This is a genomic window from Pseudomonas sp. MDT1-17, from assembly GCF_054898105.1.
The window spans coordinates 4,822,597-4,842,336 of the sequence record NZ_JBUBVM010000001.1; the positions used below are offsets into that span (position 1 = coordinate 4,822,597).

At 58.2% G+C, this 19,740-nt stretch carries 18 protein-coding genes; 12 read left to right on the forward strand and 6 right to left on the reverse strand.

The genetic code is table 11. The features are described 5' to 3' along the window. Positions 1 to 40: 40 nt before the first annotated feature. The gene (locus ACYZTX_RS22330; protein WP_462035881.1) at positions 41 to 2,362 is read left to right on the forward strand and encodes a hybrid sensor histidine kinase/response regulator; all 2,322 of its coding nucleotides are present in this window, start codon (positions 41 to 43) and stop codon (positions 2,360 to 2,362) included. On the opposite strand, the gene ACYZTX_RS22335 is transcribed toward ACYZTX_RS22330, so the two are convergent. The 3 genes from ACYZTX_RS22335 to msrB all read right to left on the reverse strand — a co-directional run bounded on the left by ACYZTX_RS22335 (position 2,343) and on the right by msrB (position 3,789). Then, positions 2,343 to 2,807: a MarR family winged helix-turn-helix transcriptional regulator gene (locus tag ACYZTX_RS22335; RefSeq protein ID WP_462035882.1), complete on the reverse strand. Its 465-nt coding sequence runs from the start codon at positions 2,805 to 2,807 to the stop codon at positions 2,343 to 2,345. The two genes, ACYZTX_RS22330 and ACYZTX_RS22335, sit on opposite strands and share 20 nt — an antisense overlap. Beyond that, on the reverse strand, positions 2,804 to 3,289 hold the full coding sequence (locus ACYZTX_RS22340) for a glutathione peroxidase (protein WP_462035883.1): 486 nt from the start codon (positions 3,287 to 3,289) through the stop codon (positions 2,804 to 2,806). The genes ACYZTX_RS22335 and ACYZTX_RS22340 overlap by 4 nt, the downstream gene beginning before the upstream one ends. A 104-nt stretch (positions 3,290 to 3,393) precedes the next feature. Next, positions 3,394 to 3,789: a peptide-methionine (R)-S-oxide reductase MsrB gene (gene msrB, locus ACYZTX_RS22345; RefSeq protein ID WP_462035884.1), complete on the reverse strand. Its 396-nt coding sequence runs from the start codon at positions 3,787 to 3,789 to the stop codon at positions 3,394 to 3,396. A 226-nt stretch (positions 3,790 to 4,015) separates the two neighbouring features. Here msrB and ACYZTX_RS22350 point away from each other — a divergent pair, with 226 nt between their 5' ends. Further along, positions 4,016 to 5,227: a pyridoxal phosphate-dependent aminotransferase gene (locus ACYZTX_RS22350; RefSeq protein ID WP_219095308.1), complete on the forward strand. Its 1,212-nt coding sequence runs from the start codon at positions 4,016 to 4,018 to the stop codon at positions 5,225 to 5,227. 315 nt (positions 5,228 to 5,542) lie between these two features. Beyond that, entirely contained in the window at positions 5,543 to 6,430 is an 888-nt protein-coding gene (htpX, locus tag ACYZTX_RS22355) for a protease HtpX (RefSeq protein WP_462035885.1), read from the forward strand. Between the two features lie 57 nt (positions 6,431 to 6,487). On the opposite strand, the gene ACYZTX_RS22360 is transcribed toward htpX, so the two are convergent. Continuing rightward, on the reverse strand, positions 6,488 to 7,141 hold the full coding sequence (locus tag ACYZTX_RS22360) for a thiopurine S-methyltransferase (protein ID WP_462035886.1): 654 nt from the start codon (positions 7,139 to 7,141) through the stop codon (positions 6,488 to 6,490). Between the two features lie 103 nt (positions 7,142 to 7,244). On the opposite strand from ACYZTX_RS22360, the gene ACYZTX_RS22365 reads away from it, so the two are divergent. Next, the gene (locus ACYZTX_RS22365; RefSeq protein WP_462035887.1) at positions 7,245 to 8,012 is read left to right on the forward strand and encodes a DODA-type extradiol aromatic ring-opening family dioxygenase; all 768 of its coding nucleotides are present in this window, start codon (positions 7,245 to 7,247) and stop codon (positions 8,010 to 8,012) included. 37 nt (positions 8,013 to 8,049) lie between these two features. Here ACYZTX_RS22365 and ACYZTX_RS22370 read toward each other — a convergent pair whose 3' ends face one another. After that, the gene (locus ACYZTX_RS22370; protein WP_008145862.1) at positions 8,050 to 8,763 is read right to left on the reverse strand and encodes a UTRA domain-containing protein; all 714 of its coding nucleotides are present in this window, start codon (positions 8,761 to 8,763) and stop codon (positions 8,050 to 8,052) included. A gap of 349 nt (positions 8,764 to 9,112) precedes the next feature. On the opposite strand from ACYZTX_RS22370, the gene ACYZTX_RS22375 reads away from it, so the two are divergent. The 6 genes from ACYZTX_RS22375 (at position 9,113) to ACYZTX_RS22400 (ending at position 14,470) form a co-directional block, all read left to right on the forward strand. Further along, entirely contained in the window at positions 9,113 to 10,180 is a 1,068-nt protein-coding gene (locus ACYZTX_RS22375; protein ID WP_462035888.1) for an ABC transporter substrate-binding protein, read from the forward strand. A gap of 180 nt (positions 10,181 to 10,360) precedes the next feature. Continuing rightward, entirely contained in the window at positions 10,361 to 11,167 is an 807-nt protein-coding gene (locus tag ACYZTX_RS22380) for an alkaline phosphatase family protein (protein ID WP_462035889.1), read from the forward strand. A 5-nt stretch (positions 11,168 to 11,172) separates the two neighbouring features. Beyond that, on the forward strand, positions 11,173 to 12,009 hold the full coding sequence (locus ACYZTX_RS22385) for an ABC transporter permease (RefSeq protein WP_462037094.1): 837 nt from the start codon (positions 11,173 to 11,175) through the stop codon (positions 12,007 to 12,009). Continuing rightward, complete coding sequence (locus ACYZTX_RS22390) at positions 11,996 to 12,796, forward strand: ABC transporter permease (RefSeq protein WP_462035890.1); 801 nt, start codon at positions 11,996 to 11,998, stop codon at positions 12,794 to 12,796. Before ACYZTX_RS22385 ends, ACYZTX_RS22390 begins: the two co-directional genes overlap by 14 nt. Further along, a complete protein-coding gene (locus ACYZTX_RS22395; protein ID WP_462035891.1) occupies positions 12,793 to 13,782 on the forward strand; it encodes an ABC transporter ATP-binding protein in 990 nt (329 codons plus the stop codon). The genes ACYZTX_RS22390 and ACYZTX_RS22395 overlap by 4 nt, the downstream gene beginning before the upstream one ends. 34 nt (positions 13,783 to 13,816) lie before the next feature. Next, on the forward strand, positions 13,817 to 14,470 hold the full coding sequence (locus ACYZTX_RS22400; RefSeq protein WP_462035892.1) for an HAD family hydrolase: 654 nt from the start codon (positions 13,817 to 13,819) through the stop codon (positions 14,468 to 14,470). 124 nt (positions 14,471 to 14,594) lie between these two features. Here the strand turns inward: ACYZTX_RS22400 and ACYZTX_RS22405 are convergent, their stop codons facing one another. Continuing rightward, a complete protein-coding gene (locus ACYZTX_RS22405) occupies positions 14,595 to 15,557 on the reverse strand; it encodes a zinc-binding dehydrogenase (RefSeq protein WP_462035893.1) in 963 nt (320 codons plus the stop codon). Between the two features lie 140 nt (positions 15,558 to 15,697). On the opposite strand from ACYZTX_RS22405, the gene ACYZTX_RS22410 reads away from it, so the two are divergent. Together ACYZTX_RS22410 and ACYZTX_RS22415 are read left to right on the forward strand one after the other, a co-directional pair. Then, the gene (locus ACYZTX_RS22410; RefSeq protein ID WP_462035894.1) at positions 15,698 to 17,779 is read left to right on the forward strand and encodes a carboxy terminal-processing peptidase; all 2,082 of its coding nucleotides are present in this window, start codon (positions 15,698 to 15,700) and stop codon (positions 17,777 to 17,779) included. A gap of 148 nt (positions 17,780 to 17,927) precedes the next feature. Next, positions 17,928 to 19,718, forward strand: coding sequence for a bifunctional diguanylate cyclase/phosphodiesterase (locus ACYZTX_RS22415; RefSeq protein ID WP_462035895.1), 1,791 nt, complete (start codon positions 17,928 to 17,930; stop codon positions 19,716 to 19,718). Positions 19,719 to 19,740 lie beyond the last annotated feature (22 nt).

The window sequence follows — 19,740 nt, forward strand, 5'->3', positions numbered from 1 at the left end:
GCTTGAGCAGCGAAGGGAAACGGAAGTGGTTCAACACCCCATGGATATCAAGTTCACCAACCGGCTGTCCTACAAGCAAGCCAGGCTTACGGTGCTGGTCGGTTTCATTCTGGGCACGCTGCTCAGTCTGCTGCAAATAGGCATCGATTATGCCAGTGAAGACGCCTCCATCAACCGCGAAATCCTGTCTTTACTGGAAATCAGCCATAACCCCGCGTCCCGCATCGCCTACAACATCGACGCCGAACTCGCTCAGGAATTGACCCTGGGCCTGTTGCGCTCGCCGGCAATCATCGGCGCGCAATTGATCGACAACAACAGTACCGTGCTGGCCAACGTCAAACGCCCAGGCGTGCAAAGCGGCTATCGGGTAATCAGCGACTTCCTGTTCGGCGCCAACCGGCAGTTCGAAGACCGTCTCTACCTGGATCACTTGCCCACCGAATCGCTCGGCACCCTGCGTCTGGACGTCGACACCTATTCATTCGGCAACCGGTTCCTGCGCCGGGCCGAGGTGACACTGCTCAATGGCTTCGCCCGCAGCCTGCTGCTGACCGGCATCCTGCTGGCGCTGTTCTATGTGATGCTGACCAAGCCGTTGGTGCGTGTCATCCGCGAACTCAGTAGTCGCGACCCGCGCAGCGCGGAGCCGACGTCGATGAAATGTCCGACGGGCCATGAAAACGATGAAATCGGTGTACTGGTCATGGTTGCCAATCAACAGTTCGAAAACATCGCCACCGAAATCCAGCAGCGACGCAACGCCGAAAACCGTCTGACCGACTACCTCGGGCAACTGGAGAACATCGTCTCGGCCCGTACGGCGGAACTCAAGGCGATCAACACTCGGCTCAGCCAATCCAATCAGGAGCTGGAAGTCGCCCGCAGCACCGCACTGGGTATGGCCGACGCGCGCTCGGTGTTCCTGGCCAACATGAGCCACGAGATCCGCACGCCGCTCAACGGCCTGCTGGGGATGATCGCGCTTTCCCTGGACGGTCCGCTCAATGCCGAGCAACAGCAACAGCTGTCCATCGCCCATGACTCGGGCAAAGTACTGGTGGAACTGCTCAACGATATTCTCGATCTGTCGAAGTTCGATGCCGGCCAACTTGAGCTCGAACATATTCCGTTCGACCTTGGCGCGCTGATCGAGGACACCGCCAACCTGCTGTCACAGAACGCCGCGCCGAGCGTCGAACTGAGCTGCCTGATCGATCCGCATTTTCCGGCGCTGGTGCTCGGGGACCCGACCCGGGTCCGACAAATCGTCAGCAACCTGTTGTCCAACGCCCTCAAGTTCACGCGTTTCGGTCGAGTCGATGTACGCCTCTCGACATTCGAGGACGGCGTCAGAATCGAAGTCTGCGACACCGGCATCGGTATCGCCCAGGACGCCCAGGTCAAGATCTTCCAGCCCTTCACCCAGGCGGGTGCCGGCATTACCCGGCAATTCGGCGGGACCGGGTTGGGCCTGGCGCTGACTTACAACCTCTGCGAAGTCATGCAAGGGCGCCTCACCATCAGCTCGGAAGCAGGCTTTGGCAGCCAGTTCTGCGCGGATCTGCCGCTGCCCAGCCACACCCGCGCTCTTCCTCCGGCCGCCTTACAGGGCAAGGTCATCGCAATTACCGCCGCGAGCAGCGGTCTGGCAGAACTGTTGAACAGTGTGTTGCCCGGCTGGGGGCTCGACTATCAGCAGCGTTCCATCGATGACTCGTTGCTGGGCCTGAACCCTGATGTACTGATTACTGATTGCCCCGAATGCCTGTTTGGCCTGCGTCCCTCGTGTACAGCCCCCATTCTGCTGGTCACCGCTTACGGCAGTTTCATGCCCAGCGAAGAAGCCCTCGCCCTCACCCCCTTGCAACAACAGGCGCGGCCTCTGGCGCGCAACGCGCTGTACCAGACGCTGCGACGAGTCCTGCAGCCGGAACTCAACACGATCAACGATGCCCGGCTCGACACCCTCTCCCCACAACGACGCGGACGCGTGCTGCTGGTGGAGGATAATCCGGTCAACCAATTAGTGGCCAAGGGAATGCTCGGAAAACTCGGTTGCGAAGTGATCGTCGCCGGTCATGGTGGCGAGGCCCTGGATCAGCTTGAGCAGCGCGAATTCGATCTGGTGCTGATGGACTGCAACATGCCGGTGATGGACGGCTACGAGGCCAGTCGTCAAATCCGTCGCAGCGGGCGCTGGCCACAGCTGCCCATCGTCGCCCTGACCGCCAACGCCATGTCCGAAGAGCGCGAACGCTGTCGTGCGGCGGGCATGAGCGATTACCTGGCAAAACCCTTCCGCCGGGAAGAGTTGGCTGCCCTGCTGGACGTGTGGATCCCTACGACGACAGTGCTTTGATTTGCCCCAACAGGTGATCAAGGCCATCGCGCAGATCATTCAGGCGATCCAGATCCACACCGCTGTCGCACAGCAGACGGGCCTTGAGCGGCCCGACCTGTTCGCGCAAGGCTTTGCCGGTGGGCGACAGGCTCAAGTGCACTTCACGCTCATCCCGCGCCGAGCGCTGACGCTGAACCAGTTGCAGTTGCTCAAGACGCTTGAGTAACGGCGTCAGCGTGCCGGAATCCAGCGCCAGGCGTTCGCCCAACGCCTTGACCGTCGGCTGCTCAGGGCCTGCTTCCTGCCATTCCCACAACACCAGCATCGCCAGGTATTGCGGGTAAGTCAGGCCGAGCTGATCGAGCATCGGCTTGTAGGCGCGGATCACCGCGCGGGAAGCGGCGTACAGTTTGAAGCACAATTGGCTGTCGAGCTTCAGGGAGTCGACTGACAAGGTGTTCATTTGAGCAGGGCTTCGATCTCGCGGCTCAGGTCCTGCGGCTTGGTCGCGGGGGCGAAGCGCTTGACCATCTGGCCATCCTTGCCAATCAGAAACTTGGTGAAATTCCACTTGATGCCCTGGGAACCCAGCACACCCGGCGCGCGTTTTTTCAGTTGAACGAACAGCGGATGGGCACCGGCACCATTGACTTCAATCTTTTTGAACAGCGGAAAACTGACGCCGAAGTTCAGTTCGCAGAACTCGGAAATCGCCCCTTCGTTGCCCGGCTCTTGCTTGCCAAACTGGTTGCACGGGAAACCCAGCACCACCAGACCTTGATCCTTGTAGGTCTGCCACAACTCTTCAAGGCCTTTGTACTGCGGGGTGAAGCCGCATTTACTCGCTGTGTTGACCACCAGCACGGCTTTGCCAGCGAAATCCGCCAGGGTCTTTTGCTCACCCTTGATGGTGGTGCAAGGGATGCTCAGCAAGTTGTCGCTCATGATTCGGACTCCAAATGAGGGAAGACGAGACAAACATAGCGAGCAATTGAATTGTGTGCAATTTAAATATCCGAAGGGCGATCATCGGATCGCCCTCTGGCTTATTACACGCGGGGTACCAGGTCCAGGCACACCGAATTGATGCAGTAACGCAGACCGGTCGGCGGTGGACCGTCGGGAAACACGTGCCCCAGGTGCGCATCGCATTTGCCGCAGACCACTTCGGTACGGACCATGCCGTGGCTGACATCACGGATTTCGACCATGGCGCTGTCGCCGATCGGCGCATAGAAGCTCGGCCAGCCGCAGCCGGAGTCGAATTTGGTCTTTGAATCAAACAGCGGCTCGTTGCAGCAGATGCAGTGGTAAACACCGTCAGTTTTGGTGTCGTTAAATTTGCCGGAAAACGGTCGCTCGGTGCCCTTGAGGCGGCAAACGTTGTACTGCTCCGGGTCGAGCATTGTTTTCCATTCTTCCAGGGTTTTTTCCAACTTTTCCATCATCACACCTCAGCAGTTGAAAAAGCCCGATCTGTACCTTTTCCACGGATCGGGCGGCACGTATGATTGCGCCTCGTCAAACGCCAGTCTGGCAGCCAGACCACGCGCATTCAAACGGATTTATGGGTGCTGCATCTCAAGGCGCCAGGCCTGTGTGAATACGCAGGATTCCCAGTACGGTTGTTCATACTCCGCCTGGATCGTTCATTTTCGGGAACACATCGCCATGCAGGTCAGCAAATCGAACAAGCTCGCCAACGTCTGCTACGACATTCGCGGCCCAGTGCTCAAGCACGCCAAACGCCTGGAAGAGGAAGGCCATCGCATCCTCAAGCTGAACATCGGCAACCCGGCGCCCTTTGGTTTCGAAGCGCCGGATGAAATCCTCCAGGACGTGATCCGCAACCTGCCGACCGCTCAGGGCTACAGCGACTCCAAGGGTTTGTTCAGCGCCCGCAAGGCCGTCATGCAGTACTACCAGCAAAAGCAGGTGGAAGGCGTCGGCATTGAAGACATCTATTTGGGCAACGGCGTTTCCGAGCTGATCGTAATGTCGATGCAGGCCCTGCTCAACAATGGCGACGAAGTGCTGGTGCCGGCCCCGGATTACCCGCTGTGGACCGCCGCGGTGAGCCTGTCGGGCGGCAACCCGGTGCATTACCTGTGCGACGAGCAGGCCAACTGGTGGCCGGACCTGGCCGACATCAAGGCCAAGATCACCCCGAACACCAAAGCATTGGTGATCATCAACCCGAACAACCCGACCGGCGCGGTGTATTCGAAAGAAGTCCTTCTGGGCATGCTGGAACTGGCCCGTCAGCACAACCTGGTGGTTTTTTCCGACGAGATCTACGACAAGATTCTGTACGACGATGCCGTACACATCTGCACGGCCTCTCTGGCACCGGACCTGCTGTGCCTGACGTTCAACGGTCTGTCCAAGTCGTATCGCGTGGCCGGTTTCCGTTCCGGCTGGATCGCCATTTCCGGCCCGAAACACCACGCCCAGAGCTACATCGAAGGTATCGACATGCTGGCGAACATGCGCCTGTGTGCCAACGTGCCGAGCCAGCACGCTATCCAGACAGCCCTCGGCGGTTATCAGAGCATCAACGATCTGGTACTACCCCAAGGTCGGCTGCTGGAACAGCGCAACCGTACCTGGGAACTGCTCAACGACATTCCCGGCGTAAGCTGCGTCAAGCCAATGGGCGCGCTGTATGCGTTCCCGCGGATTGACCCGAAAGTCTGCCCGATCCATAACGACGAGAAATTCGTGCTCGACCTGCTGCTGTCGGAGAAGCTGCTGGTGGTTCAAGGCACCGCCTTCAACTGGCCTTGGCCGGACCACTTCCGCGTGGTCACTCTGCCCCGAGTCGACGAACTGGACATGGCGATTGGACGTATTGGCAACTTCCTCAAGTCCTATCGCCAGTAAGCGGTCTGTCACCGTGCGACGCTTGCGTAAGTCGCACGGTGATTGATTCAGCAACATATCTTTGCGCCCTGCCAAACATCGCGTCTTCAATTGCTGATTGGGACTCGTTGCGCGCTCGCGTCCAACAACGACGGGGCCTGCGACGTGAAATGACTGACAAACCCTTCCCCTATCGACGTCGGAAATGCCCTTCAAGCAGCTAGACTGTTGCCGTAGGACACAGTTTGAAATAGTCACCCGGTTGAATAGCCCGGGTCAGCACCTTATATACCCCGCAGTACGCTACATATTTAGCATGAGGAGATTTCTACAACCATGATGCGCATCCTGCTGTTTTTGGCCACTAACCTGGCGGTCGTGCTGATTGCCAGCATCACCCTGAGCCTTTTCGGCTTCAACGGGTTCATGGCGGCCAACGGGGTTGATCTCAACCTCAATCAGCTGCTGATTTTCTGTGCGGTCTTTGGTTTCGCCGGTTCGTTGTTCTCGCTGTTCATCTCCAAGTGGATGGCGAAGATGAGCACCAGCACCCAAATCATCAGCCAGCCGCGCACACGTCACGAGCAATGGCTGCTGCAAACCGTCGAGCAATTGTCCCGGGAAGCCGGGATCAAGATGCCCGAAGTCGGTATTTTCCCGGCCTATGAGGCGAACGCCTTCGCCACCGGCTGGAACAAGAACGACGCATTGGTCGCGGTCAGCCAGGGCCTGCTCGAGCGTTTCTCGCCGGATGAAGTGAAAGCCGTTCTGGCCCACGAAATCGGCCACGTCGCCAATGGCGACATGGTCACCCTGGCGTTGGTCCAGGGTGTGGTGAACACCTTCGTGATGTTCTTCGCACGGATCATCGGCAACTTTGTCGACAAGGTGATCTTCAAGAACGAAGAAGGCCGGGGCATTGCCTACTACGTGGCGACCATCTTCGCCGAACTGGTCCTGGGCATTCTGGCCAGCGCCATCGTCATGTGGTTCTCGCGCAAACGCGAATTCCGTGCCGATGAAGCCGGTGCACGTCTGGCCGGCACCGCCGCAATGATCGGCGCCCTGCAACGCCTGCGTTCGGAACAGGGTCTGCCGGTGCACATGCCGGACACCCTGACTGCTTTCGGCATCAACGGTGGCATCAAACAGGGGTTCGCCCGCATGTTCATGAGCCACCCGCCGCTGGAAGAGCGCATCGACGCGTTGCGTCGTCGGGGCTGAGAGGTTCCGCAATAAAAAAAGGCCCGCAGTGAATGCGGGCCTTTTTTTGTCTGCTGATCAGCTGGAAATCCTATACACCCGCTCTTCAAGCCGCGTAACACCGCTTTCCAGGAACTTCCAACTCTCGCCCAGAACGTCCTGATCCTCCAGAATCTTCAGCTTCCACGTTGCCCCGAACAACCGTTGCACTTCGTCATCCAGCACTGCAAAGGGCGGTCCGTCCATTTGCGTCTGCTCGTAGTCCAGGGTAATCAGCAGGCCCAGCGAATCCTTCGGCAAAATTCGCTTCAGATGCTCGGCGTATTGCTCGCGCATCTTCGGTGGCAAGGCGATCAACGCAGCGCGGTCGTACAACGCACTGCAATCGGCGACATCGCCGGCCGTCAAGGCGAAGAAATCACCACACCAGATCTCGATCGAGCCCGCCCGATAGACAGTGAAGGGGCCTTGATCGCTGACGTCCGGATCAAATTGATGCTCGTGAAAGAAGTCTTCCACCGCTTTTTCCGACAACTCGACGCCCAACACTTCGTGACCGCATTTCCCCAGCCACAACAAATCCAGACTTTTCCCACATAACGGCACCAGTACGCGCGCGCCCTCCTCCAGGCCCAGCTGCGGCCAGTGCCGTTGCAGATATGGATTTACTTCCGGCAGGTGAAAGCCGATCTGATTCGACGTCCACCGCTTGTGCCAAAACTCCGGCTGCATAATTAATCCCGAAAATTCGATCAAAAGACCCTAAAACTTATATTAGATTTAGATCAATGATCTGACTGAAGATGATGCCATCTTACGCCTCAGGAGCTCATTCATGTTCCCCAGCCTGTACATATCCCATGGTTCGCCCATGTTGGCACTGGAACCGGGCGCCAGCGGGCCCGCCCTCGCTCGCCTGGCCGCCGAATTGCCAAAACCCAAGGCCATCGTCATTGTTTCTGCGCATTGGGAAAGCAATGAATTGCTCGTCAGCGGCAATCCCCAGCCTGAAACCTGGCATGACTTCGGCGGATTTCCACAGGCGTTATTCGACGTGCAATACCCGGCGCCCGGCGATCCACAGTTGGCCGCAGAAGTCGCCGAACTGCTGAAGATTGATGGCCTGCCCGCACGCATCGACGCCGAACGGCCGTTCGACCATGGTGTCTGGGTGCCCTTGTCGTTGATGTATCCACACGCCGATATCCCCGTGGTGCAAGTCTCGCTGCCCACCCGTGGCGGCCCGTCCCTGCAAACTCGGGTCGGCCATGCGCTGGCCAGTCTGCGCGAACATGGCGTGCTATTAATCGGTTCCGGCAGTATCACCCACAACCTGCGCGAACTGGACTGGCACGCCGGCCCGGAAAGCGTCGAGCCCTGGGCCCAGGCATTTCGTGACTGGATGATCGAAAAACTCGCTGCCAACGACGAAACCGCGTTGCACGACTACCGCCAGCAAGCACCGAATGCCGTGCGCAACCATCCTAGCGATGAACATTTGCTGCCTTTATATTTTGCCCGCGGTGCCGGCGGAAATTTCAGCGTGACTCACAAGGGTTTCACCATGGGGGCTTTGGGCATGGACATTTACCGCTTCGGATAATGTCGCAATACAAGCGCTCAGCCTGTGGCGGCCAGGCTCAGACCACATCAACCCCGACATGAATTGCATCATGCCGCCAAAACTCCAGGTCACAATCGATCAACCGTTCATGCTGATCGTAATTGACCCGAGCGATGCGCAACCCCGGGCTCCCCACCGATACCCGTAAAGCAGCCGCCGCATCCACCGACAACGCCGTTGGCACAATCTCGAAGCGCACCCGCCCATAGTGCAAATCGTAATGCCGCGCGTACAGCTCGGTAATCGACTGATTCAAATCGAAATCCAGAATCCCCGGGAAAAACTGCGGATTCAAATAGTGCTCCACGTACAACACCAGTCGTTCATCAATCCGCCGGGCCCGGCAAATCTGAATCACGCTCGACAACGCCGGCAACTGCAACCAGGCACAGACCGCCGCCGACGCCGGTTGCAACCGCGCTGAAATCACCTCGGTGGACGGCACACGCCCCTGTGCACTGACCATCGCGTGAAAGTGACTGCGCTGCATCAGGTTATACGCCAGGCGCGGTGGCGACACGAACCAGCCACGGCGCTCCTCCCGATAAATCTGCCCCTGGGCTTCCAACTGCAACAACGCTTCACGCACGGTGATTCGCGTGGTACCGAACAACTCACTGAGTTTACGCTCGGCCGGCAGTTTGCTACCGGGCGCCAACAGGCCATGGTCAAGCTGTTCCTGCAGAACCTGCCCGATCGCTGTCACCGCTTTGGTTGTCTCGATGCGCATCAACGTTACCTATCTGGACTAGACCAGCACTGTTTCGGGGCGGAACCGCGATTCAATCGGCTCCCATCAACTCCCTGCAAGCCTAGGCACTGCTTATGACTGACAGATGACAAAGCCGCCGAACGGTTGATCCAGACACCTGCAATTTCACAGCCAAGTCCTTTCATATCAGCTCTTTAGCCATGGTCTACGCTTACCTCGGAGCCTGAGCATTCCAGCGCAGAACATAGAGGTAGACCGGTCGTCGACATCAAAATGTCATCCAGCCGGCCTAAATTGGCTCAGGTATTGCTGACCTAGACCAACACAACCGCAATCGCAGCGTTGAAAACGCCCAAAGGAGCTTCGGATGAAAAAGCTTTTCCTGGCATCACTGTTAGGCTCGACCATTGCCATGTGCACCGCCGCCATGGCTGCTGACACCGACTTGAAAACCCTGGAAGCCGCTGCGAAAGCGGAAGGTGAGGTTAATAGTGTCGGCATGCCCGACAACTGGGCCAACTGGAAAGGCACCTGGGATGATCTGGCCAAGAATTACGGCCTGAAACACATCGACACCGACATGAGTTCGGCCCAGGAAATTGCCAAGTTCAAAGCTGAAAAAGACAACGCCAGCGCCGACATCGGCGACGTCGGTGCAGCCTTTGGCCCGATCGCAGTCAAACAAGATGTAGTGCAACCTTACAAACCCTCTACCTGGGATCAGATTCCAGATTGGGCCAAGGACAAGGACGGCAACTGGGCGCTGGCCTACACCGGCACTATCGCGTTTATCGTCAACAAGAAGCTGCTGCACGGTTCCGAAGCCCCGACCAAGTGGGCTGATCTGAAAACCGGTAAATACAAGGTTTCCATCGGTGACGTGAGCACCGCCGCCCAGGCCGCCAACGGTGTACTGGCCGCAGCACTGGCCAACGGTGGCGACGAAAAGAACCTGCAACCAGCGCTGTTGCTGTTCGCAGATATCGCCAAACAAGGACGCCTGTCCATGGCCAACCCGACCATCGCCACGATGGAAAAGGGTGAAATCGAAGTCGGCGTGGTCTGGGACTTCAACGGCCTGAGCTACAAGGCCAAGATGGCAAATCCGGATGATTACGTGGTGCTGATTCCATCCGATGGCTCAGTGATTTCCGGTTACACCACCATCATCAACAAATACGCGAAAAACCCGAACGCCGCCAAGCTGACCCGCGAATACATCTTCAGCGATGCCGGTCAGATCAACCTGGCGCGCGGCAACGCCCGTCCGATCCGCGCCGACCACGTCAAATTGCCGGATGACGTCAAGGCCCAACTGCTGCCTAACGAGCAGTACAAAAAGGTCACGCCGATCAAAGACGCAGATGCGTGGGAAAAGACCTCCAAGGCGCTGCCTCAGAAGTGGCAGGAAGAAGTCATCATCAACATGCAGTAATGCTGTAGATCCCACATTGGACACCTAATGGAGATCCAATGTGGGAGCGAGCCTGCTCGCGAATGCGGCTGAACATTCGACGAAGATGTTGAATGTCATACCGCTTTCGCGAGCAGGCTCGCTCCCACAGGGGGATTGGTTGCGTACTTGAATTATCTGTTTTGCGGAGTTTTTGCCCCTATGAAGCACAACGTCATCCTTGTCGTGCTCGACGGCCTCAATTACGAGGTCGCGCGCCACGCCATGGGGCACCTGCAGGCTTACGTCGGCGCAGGACGCGCGTCGCTCTACAAACTGGAGTGCGAACTGCCGGCCCTGTCCCGACCGCTTTACGAATGCATCCTCACCGGCGTCCCGCCCATCGAGAGCGGCATCGTCCACAACAACGTCTCGCGCCTGTCCAACCAGCGCAGCATTTATCACTACGCCACGGATGCCGGCCTTACAACCGCCGCCGCGGCCTATCACTGGGTCAGCGAGTTGTATAACCGCTCGCCCTTCGTGGCGGCACGGGATCGTCACACCGACAACCCCGACCTGCCAATCCAGCACGGCCATTTCTACTGGAACGATCTCTACCCGGACTCGCACCTGTTCGCCGACGCCGAAAATCTGCGCCTGCGTCATGCGCCGAATTTCTTGCTGGTCCACCCCATGAACATCGACGACGCCGGGCACAAGCACGGTCTCGATACTCCGCAATACCGCAACAGCGCTCGTTCGGCCGATATTATTCTGGCCGACTATCTGCAAACCTGGCTCGACGCCGGTTATCAGGTGCTGGTGACCGCGGACCACGGCATGAACAACGACCGCTCCCACAATGGCCTCCTGCCGGAAGAACGCGAAGTGCCGCTGTTCGTCCTCGGCGATGCCTTCAGCTTCAACGCCAGCGCCGCACCGAAACAGACTGAAATATGCGGCACCGTCTGCGAATTGCTGGGTGTGGCCCACGACAAACCTGTATGCCGGGAATTGCTCAAGTGAACGCCATGACGCGCGGCAAATGGCTGGCAGCCTTGTGCCTGGTGCCTTTCGCACTGTTCTTTATCGTGTTCGAGATCGCCCCCCTCATCTGGGTGATGATCAACAGCCTGCAATCGGAAGAGTTCGGCTGGGGCCTGGCGAACTTCACCAAGATCTTCAATTCGAAGTTCTATTTGCAGGCGATCCAGTACAGCCTCGAGATCAGTTTCTGGTCCAGCGTGTTCGGGATCATCATCGCGGTTCTCGGAGCCTATTCCCTGCGCCGGGTCGACTCGAAACTGCGCAACTTCGTCAACGCCTTCGCCAACATGACCAGCAACTTCGCTGGCGTGCCTTTGGCCTTCGCGTTCATCATCCTGCTGGGGTTCAACGGCAGCTTCACCATCATGCTCAAACAGGCCGGGATCATTCAGGACTTCAACCTGTACTCGAAAACCGGGCTGATCATTCTTTACACCTACTTCCAGATACCATTGGGCGTGCTGCTGCTCTACCCGGCTTTCGATGCCTTGCGCGAAGACTGGCGTGAATCCGCCCAATTGCTCGGCGCCAACGGCTGGCAGTTCTGGCGCCACATCGGATTGCCAGTGCTGACACCGGCGCTGCTTGGCACCTTCGTGATCTTGCTGGCCAACGCCCTCGGCGCCTACGCCACGGTCTACGCGTTGACCACCGGCAACTTCAACGTGCTGCCGATCCGCATCGCGGCGATGGTGTCCGGCGACATTTCCCTCGATCCGAACATGGCCAGTGCCTTGGCCGTGGTGCTGGTGGCGTTGATGACCCTGGTGACCATCGTGCATCAGCTGCTGCTGAAGAGGAGCTACCATGTCTCGCGCTGAACTGGGCCCCATCGGTGTCTATCACCGGGTGGTGGTGTACTTGCTGTTTGCCATTCTGTTGTTGCCGCTGCTTGGGACGCTGATCTACTCGATCGCCAGCAGTTGGTCGGCGACCATTCTGCCCAGTGGCTTTACCTTCAAGTGGTACATCCAGCTGTGGAGCGATCCGCGCTTTCTGCATGCCTTCGGGCAGTCGCTGCTAGTCTGCGTCGGCGCGTTGATTCTGTCGGTGGTGCTGATTCTGCCGCTGCTGTTCGTGGTGCATTACCACTTCCCCAAACTTGATGCGCTGATGAACATCCTGATCCTGCTGCCCTTCGCGGTGCCGCCGGTGGTGTCGTCGGTGGGGCTGTTGCAGCTCTATGGTTCCGGGCCGTTTGCGATGGTCGGTACACCGTGGATTCTGATTGGCTGCTACTTCACCATCGCGCTGCCGTTCATGTACCGGGCGATCACCAACAACCTGCAAGCGATCAACCTGCGCGACCTGATGGACGCCGCCCAACTGCTCGGCGCCAGCACCTGGCAAGCGGCGTTCCTGGTGGTGCTGCCAAACTTGCGCAAAGGTTTGATGGTGGCGTTGCTGCTGTCGTTCTCGTTCCTGTTCGGTGAGTTCGTGTTCGCCAACATCCTCGTCGGCACCCGCTACGAAACCCTGCAGGTCTACCTCAACAACATGCGTAACAGCAGCGGCCACTTCACCAGTGCGCTGGTGATTTCCTACTTCTTCTTTGTGCTGGTTCTGACCTGGGCGGCCAATATTTTGAACAAGGACAAAAGCGAATGAGCTATGTCAGCGTCCAACACCTGCAAAAAAACTATTCGGGCACCGCCGTATTCAGCGACATCAACTGCGAAATCCAGAAGGGTGAGTTCGTCACGCTCCTCGGCCCGTCCGGTTGCGGCAAGTCGACGCTGCTGCGTTGCATCGCCGGGCTGACCTCGGTGGATGGCGGCAAGATCCTGCTCGATGGCGCCGACCTCGTACCGTTGAGCCCGCAGAAGCGCGGGATCGGCATGGTGTTCCAGAGCTACGCGCTGTTCCCCAACATGACCGTGGAACAGAACGTCGCTTTTGGTTTACGCATGCAGAAGGTCAACGCCGACGACAGCCACAAGCGTGTCGCCGAAGTGCTGAAACTGGTGGAACTCAACGATTTCGCCGCGCGCTATCCACATCAACTGTCCGGCGGCCAATGCCAGCGAGTTGCCCTCGCCCGATCGTTGGTGACCCGACCACGTCTGTTGTTGCTGGATGAACCGCTGTCGGCCCTCGATGCGCGGATTCGCAAGCACTTGCGCGAACAGATCCGTCAGATCCAGCGTGAACTGGGCTTGACCACGATCTTCGTCACTCACGATCAGGAAGAAGCCCTGACGATGTCCGACCGGATATTCTTGATGAATCAGGGAAAAATCGTACAGAGCGGCGACGCGCAGACCCTTTACACCGCACCCATCGATTTCTTTGCCGCAGGTTTCATCGGCAACTACAACCTGCTGGACGCCGACAGTGCTACAAGATTGCTGCAGCGCCCCATTACCCACCGCATCGCGATTCGCCCGGAAGCCATCGAACTGAGCCTGAATGGCGAACTCGACGCGCAAGTTCGCAGCCACAGCCTGTTGGGCAACGTGATTCGCTACCGGGTTGAAGCCCGGGGCGTGGAATTGGTGGTGGATGTCTTGAACCGCTCGGCGGCCGATCTACATCCCGATGGTCAGCGTCTGGCGCTTTCCATCGATCCGACGGCCCTCTGTGAGGTAGCCTGATGCCTTTGCTGATGTTGAAGAGAGAACCGCACTGATGGCCCTGGCAATTTTTGATTTGGACGAAACCCTGATCCACGGTGACTGCGCCACCCTTTGGAGCGAGCAAATGGGTCGCCTGGGTTGGGTCGATCCCGAGTCGTTCATGCGTCAGAACAACGAACTGATGGACGCTTACAGCCACGGCAAGCTGCGGATGGAGGAGTACATGACCTTCAGTCTGGAGCCGATGATCGGGCGCACTCCGCAAGAGGTCGACCATTTGGTCGGACCTTGGGTGGAAGACTATATCGAGCCAATCATTTTCAGTGACGCCACCAAAGCAATTGCAGCCCATCGCAAGGCCGGCGACCGGATTTTGGTGATTTCGGCGTCGGGCACGCACCTGGTGAGGCCGATTGCCGATCGTTTGGGCATTGACGAGATTCTCGGCATCGAGCTGGAAGTGGCGCACGGGGTTTATAGCGGGCACACCGTCGGCACCTTGACCTACCGCGAAGGCAAGATCACGCGTTTGCTGGAATGGTTGGATGCGGAGGAAGAAAATCTGGAAGGCGCGAGTTTCTACTCGGACTCACGCAATGACTTGCCGCTGTTGCTGAAGGTGGATTTCCCGCACGTGGTGAATCCGGATCCAGTGTTGCTTGAGCACGCCGAAAAAGCAGGCTGGCCAATCCACCTCTGGAAGTAACGCAGAACCCATGTGGGAGCGAGCCTGCTCGCGAAGGCAGTGTGTCATTCAACCTATGTGTTGAATGTAAGTCCGCTTTCGCGAGCAGGCTCGCTCCCACAAGGGTTGCGCCGTACCAGGTTTCTCAAGTCAGGCTTGGGTCGATCACCAAGACTAACTTCCCCGCCACCTTATTACTCGCCAACTCCGCAAACGCCGCCTCTGCATCCTTGATCGGGAAGGTCTTGGCCAACTGCGGACTCAATCGCCCTTCGGCAAACAGCGGCCAGACATGCTGGCTCAGATCACTGAACAAATCCGCCTTGAACCGATCGTCGCGACTGCGCAACGTCGAACCCAGCAATTGCACACGCTTGGCCAGCACCTGCGCCAGATCCAGCTTCGCCTCACGTCCGCCCATCAGGCCGATCAACACCCAACGGCCGTCACGGGCCAGCAGTTTCAGATTCAACGTCGCGTAGTTACCACCGACCGGATCGAGGATCACATCGAACGGCCCCAGATCGCTCAAGCTGTCCAGCCCCCCGTTGCGCACTACCCCGCCTTGTGCGCCCAGCGCTTCGCAGTACGCCAAACGCTCGGCGGAACCGACGCTGACCCAGCACGGGTTACCAAACGCCTTGCACAGCTGAATGGCAGCTGAACCGATTCCACTTGCTCCGGCGTGCAGGAGCACTTTTTCACCCGGCTTGAGCGCAGCCAATTGAAACAAATTCAGCCAAACGGTCGCATACACTTCCGGCAGCGCTGCTGCCTCAGCCAGAGACAAACCTTCGGGAACCGGCAACACATGCCGTCCGTCGACAACTACCTCCTCGGCCATCCCACCCCCGGCCAGCAAGGCGCAGACCCGGTCACCGATCTGCCAGGACGAGCCCGGCCCCACCTCGCTGATCACCCCCGAACACTCAAGACCCAGTACCTGACTGGCTCCCTGCGGTGGCGGATAAAGACCCGCCTTCTGTAACAAATCAGCGCGATTGAGACCCGCAGCCGCCACTCGAATCCTAACTTGTCCTACATCGCATGTAGGACTGGGCTCTTCCACCCACTCCACTTGACCTTCAACGCCTTGCAATGCTTTCACAGTGCCTCCATAGTGAGTCTGGACTGAGCCCGTTGCTGTAGCGCCGGGCTTTCTTGCATTTTTTGACCGGCCCTTTGTGGAACCGGCGACTTCAAAGACGGCCTAATATGCGTGATCAATTGTCCCCGCGTCGAATCAGCATGAAGCATTTTTTTCCCAGCACCGCCCTAGCCTTATTCATTGGTATCGGCCTGTTGCCGATGTCGACCAATTTGTTTGCAGCCAATAGCTGGGACAAGCTTCAGCCTGATCGTGACGAAGTGATCGCCAGTCTGAACGTCGTCGAGTTGCTGAAGCGCCATCACTACAGCAAACCGCCGCTTGATGACGCGCGCTCCGTGATCATTTATGACAGCTACCTCAAGCTGCTGGATCCGTCGCGCAGCTACTTCATGGCCAGCGATATTGCCGAATTCGACAAGTGGAAAACCCAGTTTGACGACTTCCTCAAAAGCGGCGACCTGAACGCAGGGTTCACCATCTACAAGCGCTACCTGGACCGCGTCAAAGCGCGTCTGGACTTTGCCCTTGCCGAACTGAACAAAGGCGTCGACAAGATCGACTTCACGGCCAAGGAAACCTTGCAGATCGATCGCAAGGACGCCACTTGGCTCAAGTCCACAGCCGAACTCGACGACCTGTGGCGCAAACGCGTCAAGGACGAAGTGCTGCGGATGAAGATAGCCGGCAAAGAGCCCAAGCAGATTCAGGAAACCCTGACCAAGCGTTACAAGAACCAATTGTCGCGCCTGGACCAGACCCGTCCGGAAGACATCTTCCAGGCGTACATCAATACCTTCGCCATGTCCTACGACCCGCACACCAACTATCTGTCGCCGGATAACGCGGAGAACTTCGACATCAACATGAGCCTGTCCCTCGAGGGCATCGGCGCCGTGTTGCAGAGCGACAACGACCAGGTGAAAGTCGTGCGTCTGGTGCCGGCAGGCCCGGCCGACAAGACCAAGCAAGTCGCACCGGCTGACAAGATCATCGGCGTTGCCCAGGGCAACAAAGAAATGGTCGACGTGGTGGGCTGGCGTCTGGACGAAGTGGTCAAGCTGATCCGTGGGCCGAAAGGCACCGTGGTGCGCCTGGAAGTGATCCCGGCCAGCAACGCGCCGAACGACCAGACCACCAAGGTCGTCCCGATCACCCGCGAAGCAGTGAAGCTTGAAGACCAGGCTGTGAAGAAGTCGGTCCTCAACCTGAAACAGGACGGCAAGAACTACAAGCTCGGCGTCATCGAGATCCCGGCCTTCTACCTGGACTTCAAGGCCTTCCGTGCTGGCGATCCGGATTACAAGAGCACCACTCGCGACGTCAAGAAACTGCTGACCGAGTTGCAGAAAGACAAAGTTGACGGCGTAGTCATCGACCTGCGCAACAACGGCGGCGGTTCCCTGCAGGAAGCCACCGAGCTGACCAGTCTGTTCATCGACAAAGGTCCGACCGTTCTCGTGCGTAATGCCGATGGCCGGGTCGATGTGCTGGAAGATGAAAACCCGGGCGCCTTCTACAAAGGGCCAATGGCGCTGCTGGTCAACCGCTTGTCCGCCTCGGCTTCGGAGATTTTTGCCGGCGCCATGCAGGACTACCACCGCGCATTGATCATCGGCGGCCAGACCTTCGGTAAAGGCACCGTGCAGACCATTCAGCCGCTGAACCATGGCGAACTGAAACTGACCCTGGCCAAGTTCTACCGGGTTTCCGGCCAGAGCACCCAGCATCAGGGCGTATTGCCGGACATCAATTACCCGTCGATCATCGACACCAAGGAAATCGGCGAAAGCGCACTACCTGAAGCCATGCCGTGGGACACCATCCGTGCGGCCATCAAGCCTGCGGTCGACCCGTTCAAGCCGTACATCTCGCAGCTTAAATCCGAGCATGACGTACGCTCGGCCAAAGACGCGGAGTTCGTGTTCATCCGCGACAAACTGGCCCTGGCGCAGAAACTGATGGCGGAAAAAACCGTCAGCCTCAATGAAGCTGATCGTCGTGCCCAACACGCCGATATCGAAGCCAAGCAACTTGCCATGGAAAACATCCGTCGCAAGGCCAAGGGTGAAGAACCGCTCAAAGAGCTGAAGAAAGAAGACGAAGACGCGATCGCGGCCGAGCCAGACAAGACCAAACCAGAAGACGATGCCTATCTGAGCGAGACCGGGCGGATTCTGTTGGACTACCTGAAGCTCAACACCGCGGTAGCCAAGCACTAAGTGGTTACAAGCAAGATGATGGCAATTTAATGGTGGCGCTCCCCGGAGCGTCATCAAACAGTCATCGTTCTGTCGTGAAATACAGGACTGGGAACACCTCTTTATCGAGAGTCTGCTGCCAGTCCTTTTTTTATCGCCAGAGAAAGCCATGACCACCACAGAACAGCTGAGTGCCTTGAGTTCCATACTGGCTCAAAGCGGTTTGCACAGCCTGTTCCAGCCGATCATTTGCCTTTCCGAGCGACGCATTCTCGGTTACGAGGCGCTCAGTCGCGGCCCCTCCAACAGTCCGCTGCACTCCCCCATCGCACTGTTCGCCGTCGCCCGGCAGGCTGGCCGCCTGAGCGAACTGGAGATCGCTTGCCGTCAAAGCGCTTGCCGCCGCTTCAACGAACAACAACTGCCCGGCAAACTGTTCCTCAACGTTTCCCCGGAATCCCTGCTCGAAGCCGCTCACCAACCCGGTCGCACCCTGCAACTTTTGCAGGATTTCGGCATACCGCCGAGCCAGGTGGTGATCGAACTGACTGAACAGACCCCGACCGACGATTTCGAGCTGCTGCAAACCGCGCTGCATCACTATCGAGCGATGGGGTTTTCCATTGCTCTGGATGATCTGGGTGCAGGTTATTCGAGCTTGCGGCTCTGGTCCGAACTGCGTCCGGACTACGTGAAGATTGATCGACACTTCATCGACGGCATTCACCAGGACGCCCTGAAGCGCGAATTCGTTGGCTCGATCCTGCAAATCGCCAAGGCCTCGCGGGCGCAAGTGATCGCCGAAGGCATCGAGTTGCCGGAAGAACTCGCGGTACTGACCGAGATGGGCGTCGACCTGGTCCAGGGCTATTTGCTCTGTCGGCCTCAGGAGCAACCGCCTCGGGATGCCCGAACGATGATGCCTAAACATGACAGCTCCGCCGTGGCGCTGAACGATGAAGGCAGTGACCTCAGTGCCCTGCTCAACGACCAACCGGCAGTGAATCGCGACACTCCGACCGCCACGGTGCTGGAAGCCTTCCGCCGCCAGGCCAACCTGAACTCCCTGGCAGTGCTCGACGAGCAAGGCCAGCCCTGCGGCATTGTCCACCGACATTCACTCTCTGACGCACTGCTCAAACCCTTTGCCACCGACCTGTTCGCCCGCAAGCCGATCAACCGCTTAATGAACGATGACTTCCTCGCCGTTGAGATGAGCCAGTCGTTGCAACAAGTGAGTCGCCTGATCACCAGCCGCGCGCGGCAGCGCATCGAAGAGGACTTCATCATCACCCTCAACGGCGGTTACCTGGGACTGGGTCGAGTGATCGACGTACTCAAACTGATTACCGAACTGAAGATCCAGCAAGCCCGCTACGCCAACCCGCTGACCCTGCTACCGGGTAACGTGCCGATCCAGCAATGCCTGACACGGCTGCTGCAACAGCAACGGGAATCGGTGATCTGCTACGTGGACATCGACAGTTTCAAACCCTTTAACGACATCTACGGCTACGGCCGAGGGGACGAAGTCCTACTGTGCCTGGCGCAATGCCTGAATGATCGCGTCGATCCTTCCCGCGACTTCGTCGGGCATATCGGCGGCGATGACTTCCTGCTGGTACTCGGCCCGGAAGACTGGCGCAAACGTTTGAACCAGTTGCTGGACGACTTCCAGAGCCAGTGCCGACGTTTCTACCGCAGCGAACACCTGGAAGCCGGCTGCTTCATCGCCCCCAACCGTCAGGGCGTGCGTCAGGAGTTTGCGTTGTTGTCACTGTCGATCGGCGTGGTGCATTTACATCCACAGGCCTGTGGACAACTCGATGCAAGTCAGTTGGCGGAGATGGCCTCGCAAGCCAAGCACCACGCGAAGAATGTGCCGGGGTATAGCGTGCATGTGATTGATAGTTTGGCCGTGCCAGAAGCCGAGGAAACGTTGGTTGCCGGACATCGGTGATCTGATCGTTCCCACGCGCGTG